Here is a 16,566-nt window from a genome sequence, read left to right as displayed (position 1 = left end):
TCTCTTAAAACCGTGCCTCTCCTTCCTTATTTCATCCTGCCGGATCTTTATACTATTCTCTGATAGGACCGTGGTTATATCCACACTCGCAAACATAAGAATCTGTTTTATCAACCACAGAACAAAGATGTGTCGATATCAACAATTCGAATGAATAGCAACATTGGGTCGGTCGTGAAACCGGAATCCTGTGATCCTCCAAGCCGTTTTCATCGATCATACATTCTACTCCCCTGACAATTCAAGCTAAGAACCGTATACTTCCCCCGCCCATCTCCTTCTGTCGGCATTTTTCTCTATTCTTCTTGATATTTTTTCAGTTTCTGATTTTCATCGAGAATATCGGGAAGAGTTTGTTCTATCTTTTCTCTTCCTACCGTGCCTCTGTTTTTTGTAAACCATCTGAATATCTCAGGTTTCTTAACGTCGGTGATCCTAGGATAGGAGAGAAGCTTCGACTCACCTTTCTCTAATTCCTTCGAGTATCTTAAGATATATTCTTTTGCATTATCGTAAGAGCTATTCGGTTTATAGTCTTCCAACTTAATATCTTCTTCCACCCTGTTTATTGTAGCCTCTTCCAATCGGTACTTCACTGCCTTTGCCTCGTCTACCTTGATTTTTACCGCTCCCATTCCATAAGGTTTACCCCTGCCGATGCGATGGAATGACTCCTCTTCCAAATTAAGGCAGAAGATCAGAGCGGAAAGCTCCTCTTTTGTAACATCCTCAAAATACACCTTAAACTTGGTACTGCCCTTTGTCAAACATCTTACCGCAGAAGTCATATTTAACTTTTGTTCCCTGACCCTGGTTCTTACATTTTCCTTAGGGATAGGGATCATACCGATATCTTCTTTTTTCCCCAACCAATATACCTTTCGACCTTTAAGTTTTGCTTCATAGGATGTCTCTACCCTATTACGACCTTGCACATCGATACGATAATCATAGTTCCATATTTGAGGGTCTCCATCAGGTTTCTGAAGATAAAATTCCGTCGAAGAATACTGAGGCGTTCCCAAGATAGGAAGAAATCTCGGAACTTCAAACTCAGCTCCTTCTATTACTTCGGTGTCGGTAAACCGAAGTCTGGAAGCAAGGGCATCCGAAGAGCCTTCTCCCTTGCCCACCATTCCGAAGAGCCTGCAGGCAGGGCACCATCCTCCACTTCCGTCGCAGGGTTGGTGCTTAAAGTGGTTTTCCTCCAAGAGCTTGGATATCGTCTTATCAAAGACCTCCTTGGTGATCATGGCGGGAGACAGATAGTATACCGTATTTGCTCCATCTCTCACACAGGAATAGAAGACCGGAAGATACGGATCCGTAACGGTTTCATTCTTTTTTCCCTTATAAATATCAGCGTACTCCTTATGAGAGGGATCTTGGTATCGTTTTAAAACCTCTTCAAATCTGTTCATATCATCTTTTTTAAAATCTCTCTCTCCTATTAACCGTCCTCCCAATGCCTTAAAAATCAAAACGGAATCATGATGTTTTTTCCTTCCGAATTTTTCACCGATCAACACATAGCCTTTTTGATATCCCGGTGCCGGAGTTCTCCGGATGTCATCTACTCCTTTTGTTCCGGTATCAACCCGTCTACCATTGTTGATCGTTATATACGTAGCTGCAGTAGGCCTTACATAAACTAACTCTCCGGTCTTATAAGTTGTTCTTCCGACTGATTTGCCGAAGGTCGTTCTTCCTGTTGTGTTTAACATCAATCGTTCCGCTTGGTATAAGACCCCTGCATTGACATCCAGGATACCCGCCTTCTTCGGCTTGGAGGTACGCTTATAGGGCAGGTTCTCTTCATCGATCACACAAAGGCACGAGTTCGTCAACTGTTCATAGATATTACGAACTACACCCTTGATCTCACTTCCCGGTATCCTCGGATATTTGGGAGCATACTTCGGATACTCTTCTCCAAACTTGCTGCCTACCTCACATCCGTACATATCATCATAAGAAAAAAATTCATCAAAGAAGATTCGATCCTTTTTATCATTGTTGTCAAACATAGTTCCGAACAGCTTGAACCTCTTATTGGTATTGGGGATAAAGAGAGGAGATTTAACCTCCAAAGAGCACTCCAGATATCCGCTCAGTTTTGCTTCCGAAATTTCCCCCTGAAACTCACCGTCACCTCGCAAGAACTTCTTTCTGGAGGGCTCTTTATCTTCGATCGGCACAAAGGTATAGGGGTTGATAAAATGAGTTTCTGCGCTTGTAGCAACCGGGACTCTTCCGCCACCATGACCGGCACCGGCGTCCCGCCTTTGTCCTCCGGTGTTTGCTCTGTTTTGGTTTGCACCATACCCCGCATGATGTTTTCCCTTCTTTTTGTTCTTGCCCATTATTGTTTCGCCTCCTCACACTCGGATCCCTCACAATTCTCAAATCCGACAAACCTCGAATCCACGAACTCCAATTCACCTTGAAGGTTAAAGTAGTTCCTTACCCTGATAAAGAGTTTTTTTGACGAATGACCGCACACCTTGACCTTCTCCCATACCTTGTGCAATTCATCAAAGAACTCGCAGTTTACTTCGTTGGAATCAACTTTTTCTGTCGGCTTCTTATCCGTCCTCACCCTTCCCTTCCATCCGTCTTGGGTCCTGATGAGATACAATTCTCCATCCTCTCCAAAGATGCGAAGTTCGGTCAACTTCTCGATCTCTTTTATATCAAAGCTTCCATTCTCCGGTACCGCCTTCACTTCCACCCTGTCCGTGTAGTACAAAAGAGCATATTTATAACCCTGAGGATCTTCACGAGAAATAGAGTAGCTCCCCTTATTGACCGTCGGCTTAAGGTTTAGAGGAAGTTCCTCTACCACTGAAAATCCCTTGCAAAACGTTCTATATCCTTGCATCTCGTTCTTCCTCCCTTCCCAAAGCTTTGAACATACCCGCACCGATCGACGTATTACCGCCCACTGCCAACAAGCCCTGTTCCAGATCCTGAATACAAACATCGATCAAACTCTTTGCCATAGCAAAGTCTTTTATATCCTTTCTTATTTTGATCTCAAGACAAAACTTGGCAAGCGGGGACTCACCGTCTTTTGCACAGGCGATCCTCTCCGTAAACAGCGCTCCCGTCTGTAAGGCGGAGCCGCTGAACCGGTCAATTGCACTGCGTGTACGATTGAGCATAACGACGGTTTCCTTATGGATCGTGGTTTCTCTGAATATAATATTCGACTTGGACTTCTTCTTCTTATCGTTCGGATCTCTTTTCAGTTCGCCTTTGTCATCCAGCTTTGTCCGATAACCGAACATGGCATCGAGCAAGGCTTCTATGCCCGTATGACCTGCTCTCTTAAGGATCTTGGCACAGTGATGACGAAAAGCGCCTGCCCATGCGGTTCCCGGAATAACAGGGTTGCCGTTTCGATCGACCAGGGTCTGAGCATCTACGAACTTGCTCTCCTTATCTTCCGGATCCGTCTTCGCAAGCGTAGCATAATCTCGAAGAAACAAGAACCCGTCCAACGCGATCTCCTTACAAATCACTTCATAAGCAGACTTGTAAGCCGTTGTGGCTGTTTGTTCCCAAGCTTCCCATTTTACTGATTCCCCGTTTTTATCCGAGTCCCAGTCTGCACCCAAGGAGATATAGGCGGACATATTCTTATTGAGGTCGATCATTGCGTATCTTACTTCCGTCAACTCAAATTCACCGAACCCCCTCGTGGTTTTTGCTCCGATTCGAATATCGCCCTTATTCAACCCCTCAATGATCCTGCTTAAAAGTCCCTTGGAAAACTTCTCATCTTCGGTCAACCATTCAACTCGGAACTTAAAACTCGCTCCCGCTTCTACGACCTCATAATCAAACTTGCTCTTATCGACCGATACCTTATGGTTGAGTCTTACCGAATCCCGAACCTTAGTCGTAATTCCGAGATCTTGCTTTGTCTTGGCGGTCTCGAAGGCATCGTAGAAGATGATCTTACTCTCCAAGGTATCTCTGCTGTCCGAAGTTCTTCCAATCTTACCTCCAAACACCTCTGTAATGCTTTTTTTTCTGTCTCCTGTCTCCTGTTTCTCTCCAACTTGGTTTTCCGCAGTTTCTATTTTCTGCTGTTTTTCTTTCAAAGCTCCATCTTCCAAAAAATGTCTGCATACGCCCGCCAAGGTCGTTCCCGGAATAAAGATCTCATCCCTTCCGTTTCGAAGTACATCGCTGTCGGAACCTTCATCTTTTCCGCTTCCTATCATAAAAGGTGTCTTCGCCGTCAAAATCCCCTTTAACAATAACAACATCTTCTACTCCCTCCCCTCTTCATTCTTCTTTTTATTGTGTTTCTCCCTATAATACAGTTTGGCCGCCTCAATATATCCCTGCATAAAGACTCGAAGCATCCTCTCCTTTTCTCCATTCAAACGACCGAGATCTTTCAAGTCTTTGAGAATAAAGGCGATCCTCCTTTCGGAGTTTGCGACCTTTGCTCCTTCTGTAACCTCCTGCTCTTGAAAATATTCATCAAATTTTTTCACCGCATTGTTCGAGAATCCTCTGATCTCCTCATTACTGGCTCCTGCGAAGTTATTTGCGATATATGCCTTCAATTCTGTTTCAAAATTGCTCTTTCTCTCCACAGCCTTATATGCCGTTAAGAATCGCATTGCCGAGGATGAGCTGAGCCCCGCAGTTCCTTTACAATAACTTCTTGCCCCATGCTCTCCAAGCGTCCTGAACTCATCCAATGCCTTTCTCACCAAAACCTCTGTTATGATCTTCTTAGTTTCTTCCGCTAGGTTCCCAAGAGATCCTCCCTCTTGTGTCTTGGCGTTTACGACTTTCTTGAGTTTGTATTCCTTTTTACCGATAGGACGGATCTCATATTCTCCGCAACCCTCCGTCTGCAGGATCCCCATAAAACCCTTCGTCTTCGAGGGTGAATCGCCGTTCAATTTTACGACTACTTGAGTTCCTTTTGCAAAAGCCGTATACCTTCTCTTGGGCAGTTTCCACTTGGAATGATAGCCTCCGACCGTCTCCGTATCGGTATAGACCTTCTCTACCTCAGCTTTATCTCCAAACAGAGCTTTTACTTCCCTCTTAAGAAGAGAGCCGTCCGAACGATTCACTCCATATTCATCGACAAGCACCGTATCGGAAACCAGATTTACAATCACCTTACACAAAAATTTACTGTCCGAACTGCCTGTATCGACCTCCCCGAAGGTGAATTTCGCCGCCGCATACTGCGCATTGGAAGAAGCTCCGATCACGATCGATCCTTTTTTATCCCGGATCAGACCCTCCAGCACCTTGATTTTTTCGGCATCGTCCGCCTCGATCCTTCCTCTAAAAACTTGAGAACGACGTAAACTCGTCAGCATGAACAGGTCATGCGTCTTCTTTGCATAGTGGTATTCCATCCTGTCCGCCGGAGTCAAGGCTATCAGTTCTTCTTCGTTTTCTTTTTTATTAACGGTGTAATAGCCCGATGTCCTCATATACTGTGTATTCTCTTCCGGTGTAAAACCGTCCGCCATACTGTATATCTTTGAGGAATCGTTCTTGACGGTCCTCATCCCCTTGGGTAGGGGAAGGCATCTTTCTTCACCATAACTCAAATAAGCGTTGCTGAAACGAATCCCCAACACATAGTCATGGATCTCATCCTCCTTCACCTTCCCGCAAGCAAGCAACTCGTTGATAAACATCCCTTGGACTGCGCTCCCTGCTATATAGTCTCCGGGGGAGATCACATCGGCATCGAGCTCTATTACATAGGCAAGACTCGCTCCTTTGACCGACTCCTCGGACTTATCCTCACCCTTCTCAGGGTCTGAGCATTTTTTCAAAGAAAGGGTGCACCTGACTTCTCCAAAGCCCCTTGTGCGATTCAAGCCGATCCGACGAAGTATCTTGCAGGAGTTCTCGATCAACTTATGTTCCTCACTTTCCTCTCCCGCCCTCAACTCCAACTCCGCATAGAAGACCTCTCCCTTGGGGACCGCTCCGATCATCCTTAGAGAATGATCTCTCGCGATCCCCTTCTCATCGATCGCCGTAGAATAACGTTGCACGGTATAGATGGACTCCACAGCCTTGGGTGTTACCAGCTCCGCCTGACTTCCTGCCAAGGATCTCAACTCTCTTTTGATCTCCTTCGCATTCTCGAGCTCCGCGTTTCCCACACGAAGGAGGCCGGCATTCTCTCCCGTTCCAAAAATATTGTCGATCAAATATTTCTTTGTTTTATCATACTCTACCAAAAACTCCGCCCTATCTCGGATCAGTCCCTTAAGCCTCTTTCCGTAGATAACAGGCAGACCCCGCTCATCATAGCTTGAACTCATGTCCTGATAGATCCCGTCGCCCTCTCCGCTTCCGCAACACATATCGGAAAGGAGCTCTATCTTCAATTCAAAACGGATCATACTGTCTCAACCTCTCTTTCTTCCCTTATCGGTCCATCATCCACCTCAAAATCCATCACTTCCAAAGCATCGAAGAAGTACGCATATCCCTCATCAAATCCTTCTCCACCCTCTGTAAACGCATGTTTTGCAATCTTTCTCAGGATCCTTCCCTCATCTCTTTCCAACATAAACTCATAGTGCCTTTGAGCCTCACCCACACTCTGAGCATAAGCGTTTCGCAGTGCTTTCAACTTACCGCGTGCGATCTCTTCGCCTTCCACAGCTTTTCGTAGCCTAGATCTCAACTCCTTGAAGTTCTTGTATGAGTTCAATTCTTTCGCTTTATCATCCTCATGGAAGAAATAAGGTCTGAGGTTAAGACGGTAGGTCTTGCTATTGCTTTGTTTGATATAGTTTTCTGTCCTATATTCTTCAAGGCCGGATCTCATCCCGCTCTGAACGATGTGGAAGTCCACAGTTGAAACCTTGTGCTCATGGTCTTTCTTGATCTCTTTTGCAGACTTACACAGCTCTTCCGCTATATCGTATGCCACATAGAAGGGGAACTTGTCATGCACGAACACAACTCCGGCACTTGCAGATACCTTAAAACTATGTTTCTCCATCTTCGGATAAGAACCGGCACAATTGCGATTCTCCTTTAGTTTGGACATAAATGCCTCCACAAAGTCAAAGGCCTTCTCCGCCTCTATCAGGAAGGTAATGTCATCCCCATCGGATATAAGCGGTCGAAGAGGGAGCTCATCTTCAACAGATTTTCCGGAAGGATAGATCTTATCTATCGCTGCATCCATAGTCTTTCGGTACAAGCGGTCGATCTCCTGCGAGATTGCACGCATCTCCAACATTGCATTTTCGAAATCTTTTTCTTTGCTAAATTTCTCTACAGCGCCTTCTATCTGTCGTCCCATGCTGTCTCCGTCAATATGAACGACTGCGACAAAACTCTTCCTGTCCTCCTTTCGGAAACGTTCAAACTCCGTAGCGTAGGCTCTTGTTCCCTCTTTTTCGGGATCTTTTTTAACAGCTTTAAAGCTTCTGCGTTTTTGGATCCTGCTCACCGCGCCGTACTCCGCCTTATCCTTATCCCCCTCCGGTTTGATCAGAGTGATCGGCTCCAAAGTGATCGGATCGTGTTCTCCGATGGCAAAGCCCGTAGCCAGACGGATCGGCGATGGGTGATGCTTCGAGACCGCCATCTTCTTCATCAGTTCGGTATACACCTTGTAGTAATTGGAAGATCCATCCTTTACTTCCTCCGAGGCAAAACAAAGTCTCAGCTTATTGCCTGTAAGTTCCAAGACCTTTTGTTGAAGTTGCCTTGTACGGCTCTGCATATGACCCTCATCCTCATAGAGGACAACGGCATTTCCTCCTCCTATATAGACGATGTGAGCATCCTGTTCTTTGAAATTGAGAAGATCTTCCTCTTCCCACGCTTCGGGATCTTTGCCCAAAACCTCCGGCAGATGGCGATACAGCAGATCATGAATGATCTGAGATGCTCCCACCTGCTCCTTCAATTTTCCTGTCGAAAAAATATACCTCTGCATTCCGCTTAGATCATAAATGGTTAAATACATACGCACCCTCCTTATATCAACAACTTTCGCAATTTCCTATACTCCTCATCATACTTTCCGATCGTCTGTCTCGATACATTTATATATTTTCCCAAGAGACACTGTCTCTGATTTAAATTAATTCCCCTTTTCAGATCCTTGCTTATCAGAGTAAGCATATCGACATAATCATCTTCCTTCCCCGCTTTCAAAAAGACGATCAAGCCCAAGACCATCATCGGAAAAACCAAATCGTTGTTCTCGATATAGACGTCGGTGATCATGTTTTCGATCATGTTTTTTTCCGCCTCCGTCTCATCCACTGTGTTGAAGGTAAAGAGTGTGTAGAATATGTCTTTCTTTTTATGCTTGGTCAATGCCTTTGACAGCTCCGTGATAAGGCGCGGAAACGTTTGATACAGCCCTACCTTATTCACGGCTTCATCCTCCACCTTTACCGAGTCGTCCTCGATGTACTCATAGAGACTCTTATCCCACTTCTTTCCTGTCAGCCTGTCAAGACTGTCGATCTTTCTTTTCTTCTTGGACTTCTTCTTAGCCTGCCCCTTAGACGGATCAACGTCCTGTTGCAAATCCTCATCCTCGTATGGCAAATAAAGAGACTTGATCTCCAAGCTCATCTTGTAATAGACATATCCGTACAGGGAATCCGATTTGGAGTGATCATAAGCGGCCTTGGAGTCCGGTTTCAGTACAGATCCTGTAAGGACATCGACAAGTTTGTCGTTAATGTCTTCTTCTTTCAATTTCGAACTCGCCTTATTCAAAAACACAGGAAGCAGAGTCTCATTTAATTTGAGCCAAATACGATTACGAAGATCCCCCATCTCTCTGTCGAGCTGTTTCAACTTCTCGGGCTCTCCTCCGTTATTTACAAGCTGCTTTCGTTGTACGTTTTTTTGATACCATTCAAAAGCCCATTCATCGATCAAGTAGCTTCTCGAAAAATATTCGGTTAAACGATCGGTGAAGGACTTCTTCCCGTCCGCTTCGGAAATATGTTTTTTGATAACTCTGTCCAGCCTAAGCCTGTATTGTTCGTCCCTCAACTTGACACCGATAGACGGGATCGATACCGAGTCCGTCTTGATCCCATCGATATCTTCGGACACCTCCTGTACAAACCCGGATTCCGTCAGCAGATCCAGCACTTCTTCCGTCAAGAGTTTTAACTCCTCCCTCCAGGCAGTTCCCGATGTTTGCGTAGAGACCTTCCTTATATGCTCGAGCTTCGCCTCGATTTTGTTTTTCCACACCTCAAAATTATTTGACATCGCTACACCTCCTCTGCGACCGACTCTCTACTCTTCTTCCTCCCACTCTATAGAACGAATTTTGCGTAATCTTCCCACAGGATCCGGCTCTCCCAACTCCGCCAGAGAAGTAAACAGCGCATTGGTATAAAACAAAGGAGTCATATCATCGATCTGCGGTTGTCTTTTCGCTCCTCCGGCATGCAGGTTGCCGTACAAAATGCACTCGATACCCGTATTCACTCGAACCTTGTATGCGTAGTTCAAGGCTGCAAACAGGATCATGGGAAGAGGCTTGGTCCCAAACGTAATGCAGGCATGCAACCTCTCGTGATCTCCGATCTTGTTGAGCAACTCTTCAAAAAGCTCCACGGTCGCATCTATCCCCAAAAAAGTCTCCATGTCAATATACTCGATCCGAAACCTGTCTTTCTCGATCCCTTTTTCCTCTCGAACCTTCTCCATCTCCGGAAGAAAGAAATTTTCCCAATTATACATAAGATTCTCATCGTGAATACTTCTTATCGCAATGACCTTGACCACATCTTCCGAATCCGTATAACCGTTGATCGCCGCCGTTATGGGAAACCGGATCTCTTCTATTTCGGAGTCTCCCTCCTTCCTGTACTCAAGTTTCTCATTCTCCGACGAGGAGTATCTCACAGGTTGAAGCATGGACTTTCCGTCTCTGATCCCTTGCTGTGCGATCACTGTAACAAACGTCTTGGTATTCTTTAACATTCCTCTCATCTCCTACTCTCTCTCATTTAAAATCCTTCTCATATTCGCTATCAAAATATCCTCTTAACACCGCTAGCATTTCAGTCTGCGACGCTAGGGATCTATACATACCTCCCTCCAAAATACATGCAGAACCTATCGATATGTCAGGCGCACGCTCAGACAACATCCGGCTCACTGATATTTGACTTTATGGTTCGTCTTGACTATAACTCCTATCAAAGCCGAAATCACTATGGATTCCAACGTACTGTTACACTAGAGCGTGAGAAGACACTCATACTCTCCGAATCCGCAGGTCGTCTTCTTGCCTATGTGGAGGTGTTCTCCCATCCTAATATAAGTCATATACTTCGTAAGGTCTCCCTTGAACAGCATCTCAAACCTCTCGCCCTGCGAAAAAATCTCCGCACAAACACAGGGTCTGCGATAAAGCATCCCGTAAGATAAGAGGCACTCCCCATCTTCATATACATCGATCATACTTGCTACACGGTATAATACTGCATCCAAAAATTCATTGAAACCCCATGATAAGTGCATATTGTTTTTTGTAAGTAACGGTGTCTTAAATCGAATAAGAACCTCCCTCTCTTCCCCGGTGTCCATTCCCTCTCCCGTAGAATCTCTCCACAGCACCGCCTGAGCGCTGTCTTCATCCTCTGCTCCCGTACTCCATATCCGCTTGGCTTCCATAAGCGAGTCGATGGCGACCAAAGCAAAATTCTTACCAAAGCCCCTCCTTGCATCCCGGAAGATCTCCCTGACCGCTCGGATCAGCTGTTTCTTGTACTCGACCATCTTCCCGAAAACGGTCAATGTAAAGTTTAGGATCTCTCCCTTGATGATAACCTCCTTACAAAGCTCTTCCACCCCTATCACAAAGGGAGAAGGAAGGCTTGTGAACTCCGGGTGGCTACGAACCGGCTTAAACACACTGCTGTATATACAATCCTGCGCCTCCTCACATAGCCTGCACAAAGGATCCTGATGAGGACAGAACAGATGTACCATCGCCTCTCCGATCGCTCCCCTTACCTTATTTCCGACAAACCCCCGGCTTTCATAACTTCGGGTCGCTTGGAGCTGAAAACTCAATTTCAAAAACCTCAACCTATTCATACATCCCCCTGTTCTTTCCGCTTATCCCGTTATCCGATCAAACTGTTGCTCATATAAATGTTTAAACTCTCTAAAAAACTCGGGTGTTGCTGCATGATTGGAAGAATCAGTATAAATTAGTTCTGATACGACTGACGAAATTCCTAGACTTGTTGATCAATACTGTTCTCCGTTAAAAATGCCCGCCATACGGAATATATAATTACCGAAAAACAACTTATCCTATGCTTCAAAGCATTCAACCTACCAATTTTGACAGATAATATAAAAAAGACCTTCTGCGAACTCATAGGAAGGTCGGAACTTCCCCTTTTGCGCTTTTTCCCTTGACTGATTATCATAAATGCTATTTGAAAAAGAAAATCATATTACCCTATCATTAAACCACATCTTTTACAAAAAATCCACGAAATTTTCAGATATTTTTTATAATTGGAGGAAAAACCTTTTCCTTAACCACTGCTATAAGATAGAAGACGTTTAGAAGGAGACTCGAGGGAAGTGCTCCTTGTCTCGCACCTCATTTCCGCCCTTCCCTCAGTCCGATCCTTAACATCCCTTTCGATCAATCCTCATCTGCACACCAACCCGTGATCAACTCTCCATCGTAATCAGGTACAAATTCCTCCCCTCCTTCCTCAAGGGGTATTTCCAAAATCAAATTCTCATACGATCCTGTGGGTGCGCTTATCTCCTCCGTGTTCTCGGCCTTTGTCCAACTGCTTATACCGTTTCTTACATCTTCGGGCATCGCATAATCACTCAGTTCGCTCCCCTTCGGTTGGAGATATGACACCTCCTCCCGTTCTCTGTTTTGATCGATCTGTGCTACCTTGGGATCCGAACCTCCCGCTGCCTTTTTGACGCTTTGTGCAAGATTGTAACTCACGGGCGCCTTCGCGTACTTGAGCCTATTCCATCTATGTGTTTTGCTCATGTCCTCGTCGCCCTTAAGATAATAGTCATAATAGATCCTATCGCTGTTGTTGATGGGGTCGTCCCATGTCGTATCGATATGATACCAATTGCTCCCTATTTTTACCATATTCCACGCGTGTTCCCCTCCGATGTGAACTGTTCCTGTAATATACCTTGTTTGGAGTCCTGCTCGCGTAGCCATTTTGTCAAATAAAATTGCGTATGATTGACACACACCTCCTCCACCGAAGACCATGGCTGCCGAACTGTGTGCAACATAACCCTTGACTTTTTTATTACGATCTCCTTTTTTGTATTCAAAATTTGTAATTATACTGTCGTGGATCCTCCTTACCTTCTCTTCCTCCGTCATGCCCGATGTAATATTGTTCTCCACCCACTTGTTTATATAATTATGAACTGCTTGTGCATCCTGTTTTGAAACCGAATATTCGACCCTTGTCTTAAATTTATACTTCTTGTTCGATGACCGAGCAGCTCCAAAATCTAACCCATTATAAAAATCCAGCACCTTAGGATTATCGTGTAATTTATCAAAGACTCTGCTTATCCCGCTATCGCCTAAATAGTTGTAATCTATAGGAGTATAAAACTCCCTTTCATGATTCAAAATTTTCTTGGTCAAAAAGTTTTCCAATTCTTTCTCACTTGTAATATAGTGGACCTTTTCTCCTTTTCGCCTTGCTTCCCCTCTCAAACTCAAATCCTGCCCGAAAGCTGACGACAGATCACATCCTAGCACCAAAAACCCTACCAATAATGCGATCCCCTTCTTCCATACAAGTCTGTTCATTGTTCTCTCCTCCTTGATAAATAATCTGCTTTCCATCCTTTGATCCGCTCTTGTTTTCATAAAATCCTCCTTCTACGGCCTTAGACCGCGGTATCCTTTGAAAACCTGACCTGTAACTTATAATCACACCTTACTTTTGCCCATGTTAACTTTTTGAGGAAAGTTTTTTGTTTTTTTCGTCTCCGATATCTTCCTCGCTCGACAAAAACTCCTCCCCATAACTTACTAATCATCCCTACTTTTGCCCATGTTAACTTTTTGAGGAACGTTTTTTTGTTTTTTTCGTCTCCGATTTCTTCCTTGCTCGGCAAAAACTCCTCCCCATAACCTATAATCATCCCTACTTTTCTTCATGTTAACTTTTTGAGGAACGTTTTTTTGTTTTTTTCGTCTCCGATATCTTCCTCGCTCGGCAAAAAATCCTCCCCATAACCTATAATCATTCCTACTTTTGCCCATGTTAATTTTTTGAGGAAAGTTTTTTGTTTTTATCTTTTACTGTCAGGGCAATACCTCATAATTCGAAAAATCGGAATCCTCCTTTTCATTCAGCGTTTCTTCAGACTTTTTCACATCAAAAAAAGATCCGGTATTCAATGCCTCGCATTGTATACCGGATCTCCGATGTCGTGCCCTTCTTCCTGATGATTCAACATATTATCCGTATGTCATATTTGTGATACCGAACCCTTTCGGGTCTTTAATATCGTGCCCTTTCGGGCTTAACAGGTTATATAACAAAAGGCGGCAGTGGCAGTAGTGGTGGAGTTGGAACGTTTTCGTGCCCTTTCGGGCTTAACAGGTTATATAACGAAAATGAAGAATACTAAAATTCTATAGGAAAATTGTTTTCGTGCCCTTTCGGGCTTAACAGGTTATATAACAGAGTAGTGCTGATTCTATTCATGTATTCTCTGAAAGTTTTCGTGCCCTTTCGGGCTTAACAGGTTATATAACCCAAGTGGCCGAGGTCGTCAAAAGCCTGGCTGCCGAGTTTTCGTGCCCTTTCGGGCTTAACAGGTTATATAACATTCGACAGCGAGTTGGATGGACAACTGGCAGCGATTGTTTTCGTGCCCTTTCGGGCTTAACAGGTTATATAACGCAGGTTATTGCCCCCGCTGAGGCGACGGAGGTGCGTTTTCGTGCCCTTTCGGGCTTAACAGGTTATATAACCCAAGTGGCCGAGGTCGTCAAAAGCCTGGCTGCCGAGTTTTCGTGCCCTTTCGGGCTTAACAGGTTATATAACATTCGACAGCGAGTTGGATGGACAACTGGCAGCGATTGTTTTCGTGCCCTTTCGGGCTTAACAGGTTATATAACTTTGGTTTTTTTTTTTAAGGATGTTCGGGCTCGCTGGTTTTCGTGCCCTTTCGGGCTTAACAGGTTATATAACAAGAAAGATAGAGCTGTGAATTGGCTTGTAAGATCCGTTTTCGTGCCCTTTCGGGCTTAACAGGTTATATAACAAGTAAGCCCATAGGCATCGTGATTGCAGTAGAAGGTTTTCGTGCCCTTTCGGGCTTAACAGGTTATATAACCAAGCAGTAGCCAAGTCTAACCTAACCACCCGGTGCGTTTTCGTGCCCTTTCGGGCTTAACAGGTTATATAACAAAGTATTTTTAAAACGATCGCCTCGCTGGAAAAGGGTTTTCGTGCCCTTTCGGGCTTAACAGGTTATATAACCGGGCTGACCGACCCCGAAACCAAGTCGGTCGTATAGTTTTCGTGCCCTTTCGGGCTTAACAGGTTATATAACTTGTCTTCAAAGACAGGATGCCTGAAAAGGTAACGAGTTTTCGTGCCCTTTCGGGCTTAACAGGTTATATAACTTGACGAATACAGAGAAATAAAAAATGAACTGCTTAAGTTTTCGTGCCCTTTCGGGCTTAACAGGTTATATAACCCTTACGTTTTGAACACATTGCAATTACTTGTGTGTAGAGGCCATTTTTGTAAACCTCCCTCAAAAAAGCGATTTTTTTGGTTTGGCGAAACCTAAGCCTCTAAAAAAATGATGATTTTTTTGCCCTCTATCCATTGCAAACAGAGGATCACCGGACTTTGATGTTTTTTTGAAAACCTCCCCCCTTTTTTGACCCTAAAATAGGTTTTCAAGGAGGTTTTTTGATGATTTTTTATCAGTCCCTAATATATTAATATTATCACACTTCGATCCACTTTTCAAGATAAATATTATTTTAAATATTTATAATTTTGGATGTTTATAGTATTCTTTGATTGATATGTCGAAATAACATGATCTGTAATTTCTTGGATAAGCACAACCGGTCATAGGATTCTATCCATATAAACGGTCATTGCAATATATAACATCCTTATACCGTTTTTACCCGAGTTTGAAAAGGCGATGTATCAAAATCACTCTCGGGCTTGATCTTCCCGTAAGGGGAGGAGTCCGAGAGTAATCATCTAAGGAACTGTATACTTCTGTAGCGAATTTGGATCTATCATACAATGCTATATTTTTTTGATTTCGACAAAAATAGGTTTGTGCCTTGCAGATATCGGATTTGATCTTCTCTGATGTCTTCCAATACGATCAAGCTGTCAGCGTTGTCCGGGTACTTTTTGATAACGAGGCGAAGTTTGAACAGGAGGTCGTTTTTTTGTTCGTTGTTCAAGAGACACTCAAATACACTTTTTTGTATCCTGACACCGTAGTCCGAAAGAGTCTTTGTTATCTGAGTTCGCTTTTTGTTGTCGCTGATGTCATAGGCGATGACGTATATTTTTGCACCTCTCATGGCTTCTCTCCTTTCATTTCCTTTCTGATAGAGATGATCCTCAAAGTTTTATAAACAGGCCTTCGTCATTTTTGATCAAGAGTCCTTGAGGTGTTTCGATTTCCATATATCCGTTTTTCTCAAAGAGGCCTTCCAAACGCTGTCTGCAGATTTTCTGTTGGGTTTTCAATTCATGGATCTGTTTGTTCAGTGTCAATGTTTTTGAAAGGGGCTCATGGATATCCTGTTTGGGAGGAAGCTTCTTGAAGTGGCCGATGTTTTTGCTTGCCTCGGATAGGATAAAGCAGTCTCTTTTTTCTCTTAGTGCATGTATCAACGGAGTGGGATATAGTTTCTCGTTTTTAAAGTTACAATTGCATCCGGATTTGTCGCAGCAGTCTTCAAAGAGTTCGGATATTTTTTTGCATCCCATGGGTTGTTGTATTTTGCAACGGTCTATATATCCTTGTGTGGTATGGTAGTTGTAGTCCATGCAGTGCTCGAGTATTGTGTGAAGGTATTTTGCTCCGTCGTCACCGAGACATTTGTAGATATATAGAAGGACTCTTTTTTCGGGATAACTGAGAAATCGTTCCTGTTTCGCTTTGTTTACGAGATGGTTGATGATGTGACAATTGTTTTGTATCGATAAGATGTGTGCGGGGATCTCTTCATCAGATCCACAGTCGTCTCCTGTATCCGCGGTGATGTTATTATTATCCTCCCTCCTCTGTTCTTCCACCTGCTCCTCCTGTTGTCCTTTGTTCTCAAAGTCATCTCCAAAGTATGCAGGGTCTTTAGAATCGGGTTCAAGAGAGTTCAACGAGATCTCGGCTTGTGCAAAATTGCCGTTACAGATCAGTTCGTCCATGGTTTTATGTTTTTTTATTTCAAATCCCAAATATCGTGTATTTGTCAAGCGAAAAATGGTCCAGGGATCTCATCGAAAAACGGCCCGTTATTTTAGCCACTCCCTC

11 protein-coding genes and 1 CRISPR repeat array are annotated in these 16,566 nt (G+C 44.0%); all 11 genes read right to left on the bottom strand.

Features of this window, described 5'->3' with window-relative positions:
* Window positions 1-296: 296 nt before the first annotated feature.
* The 11 genes from ACFO4R_RS03200 to ACFO4R_RS03150 all read right to left on the bottom strand — a co-directional run bounded on the left by ACFO4R_RS03200 (window position 297) and on the right by ACFO4R_RS03150 (window position 16,460).
* Window positions 297-2,363 carry a TIGR03986 family type III CRISPR-associated RAMP protein gene (locus ACFO4R_RS03200; protein WP_379787567.1) on the bottom strand — a complete coding sequence of 689 codons (2,067 nt, stop codon included), beginning with the start codon at window positions 2,361-2,363 and terminating at the stop codon, window positions 297-299.
* Window positions 2,363-2,881, bottom strand: coding sequence for a type III-D CRISPR-associated protein Csx19 (gene csx19 / locus ACFO4R_RS03195; RefSeq protein ID WP_379787566.1), 519 nt, complete (start codon window positions 2,879-2,881; stop codon window positions 2,363-2,365). The genes ACFO4R_RS03200 and csx19 overlap by 1 nt, the downstream gene beginning before the upstream one ends.
* Complete coding sequence (locus tag ACFO4R_RS03190) at window positions 2,868-4,277, bottom strand: RAMP superfamily CRISPR-associated protein (protein ID WP_379787565.1); 1,410 nt, start codon at window positions 4,275-4,277, stop codon at window positions 2,868-2,870. The genes csx19 and ACFO4R_RS03190 overlap by 14 nt, the downstream gene beginning before the upstream one ends.
* A 3-nt stretch (window positions 4,278-4,280) precedes the next feature.
* A complete protein-coding gene (locus ACFO4R_RS03185) occupies window positions 4,281-6,407 on the bottom strand; it encodes an RAMP superfamily CRISPR-associated protein (RefSeq protein ID WP_379787563.1) in 2,127 nt (708 codons plus the stop codon).
* Complete coding sequence (locus ACFO4R_RS03180; protein ID WP_379787562.1) at window positions 6,404-7,993, bottom strand: Cas10/Cmr2 second palm domain-containing protein; 1,590 nt, start codon at window positions 7,991-7,993, stop codon at window positions 6,404-6,406. The genes ACFO4R_RS03185 and ACFO4R_RS03180 overlap by 4 nt, the downstream gene beginning before the upstream one ends.
* Before the next feature lie 11 nt (window positions 7,994-8,004).
* Complete coding sequence (locus ACFO4R_RS03175; RefSeq protein WP_379787561.1) at window positions 8,005-9,267, bottom strand: hypothetical protein; 1,263 nt, start codon at window positions 9,265-9,267, stop codon at window positions 8,005-8,007.
* A gap of 27 nt (window positions 9,268-9,294) precedes the next feature.
* Window positions 9,295-9,987, bottom strand: coding sequence for a hypothetical protein (locus tag ACFO4R_RS03170; RefSeq protein WP_379787560.1), 693 nt, complete (start codon window positions 9,985-9,987; stop codon window positions 9,295-9,297).
* A 258-nt stretch (window positions 9,988-10,245) separates the two neighbouring features.
* Entirely contained in the window at window positions 10,246-11,109 is an 864-nt protein-coding gene (cas6, locus tag ACFO4R_RS03165; RefSeq protein WP_379787559.1) for a CRISPR system precrRNA processing endoribonuclease RAMP protein Cas6, read from the bottom strand.
* 565 nt (window positions 11,110-11,674) lie between these two features.
* Complete coding sequence (locus tag ACFO4R_RS03160) at window positions 11,675-12,901, bottom strand: transglutaminase domain-containing protein (RefSeq protein ID WP_379787558.1); 1,227 nt, start codon at window positions 12,899-12,901, stop codon at window positions 11,675-11,677.
* Between the two features lie 642 nt (window positions 12,902-13,543).
* Window positions 13,544-14,748: a CRISPR direct-repeat array (repeat unit 37 nt; unit sequence GTTTTCGTGCCCTTTCGGGCTTAACAGGTTATATAAC).
* Window positions 14,749-15,313: 565 nt separating this feature from the next.
* Window positions 15,314-15,610, bottom strand: a complete 297-nt coding sequence (gene cas2 / locus ACFO4R_RS03155) for a CRISPR-associated endonuclease Cas2 (protein WP_379787557.1) — start codon at window positions 15,608-15,610, stop codon at window positions 15,314-15,316.
* Window positions 15,611-15,650: 40 nt separating this feature from the next.
* On the bottom strand, window positions 15,651-16,460 hold the full coding sequence (locus tag ACFO4R_RS03150; protein WP_379787556.1) for a hypothetical protein: 810 nt from the start codon (window positions 16,458-16,460) through the stop codon (window positions 15,651-15,653).
* Window positions 16,461-16,566 lie beyond the last annotated feature (106 nt).

Origin of the sequence: Filifactor villosus (assembly GCF_042652965.1) — a bacterium.
Lineage (GTDB): Bacteria > Bacillota > Clostridia > Peptostreptococcales > Filifactoraceae > Filifactor > Filifactor villosus.
Note: the sequence above shows the minus strand (reverse complement) of the source record. Positions and strands in the feature narration are given on the sequence as shown.

Coding starts and splice junctions, on each gene's coding strand:
- ACFO4R_RS03200 (WP_379787567.1), bottom strand. CDS start 2,363: ATGGGCAAGAACAAAAAGAAGGGAAAACATCATGCGGGGTATGGTGCA.
- csx19 (WP_379787566.1), bottom strand. CDS start 2,881: ATGCAAGGATATAGAACGTTTTGCAAGGGATTTTCAGTGGTAGAGGAA.
- ACFO4R_RS03190 (WP_379787565.1), bottom strand. CDS start 4,277: ATGTTGTTATTGTTAAAGGGGATTTTGACGGCGAAGACACCTTTTATG.
- ACFO4R_RS03185 (WP_379787563.1), bottom strand. CDS start 6,407: ATGATCCGTTTTGAATTGAAGATAGAGCTCCTTTCCGATATGTGTTGC.
- ACFO4R_RS03180 (WP_379787562.1), bottom strand. CDS start 7,993: ATGTATTTAACCATTTATGATCTAAGCGGAATGCAGAGGTATATTTTT.
- ACFO4R_RS03175 (WP_379787561.1), bottom strand. CDS start 9,267: ATGTCAAATAATTTTGAGGTGTGGAAAAACAAAATCGAGGCGAAGCTC.
- ACFO4R_RS03170 (WP_379787560.1), bottom strand. CDS start 9,987: ATGTTAAAGAATACCAAGACGTTTGTTACAGTGATCGCACAGCAAGGG.
- cas6 (WP_379787559.1), bottom strand. CDS start 11,109: ATGAATAGGTTGAGGTTTTTGAAATTGAGTTTTCAGCTCCAAGCGACC.
- ACFO4R_RS03160 (WP_379787558.1), bottom strand. CDS start 12,901: ATGAAAACAAGAGCGGATCAAAGGATGGAAAGCAGATTATTTATCAAG.
- cas2 (WP_379787557.1), bottom strand. CDS start 15,610: ATGAGAGGTGCAAAAATATACGTCATCGCCTATGACATCAGCGACAAC.
- ACFO4R_RS03150 (WP_379787556.1), bottom strand. CDS start 16,460: ATGGACGAACTGATCTGTAACGGCAATTTTGCACAAGCCGAGATCTCG.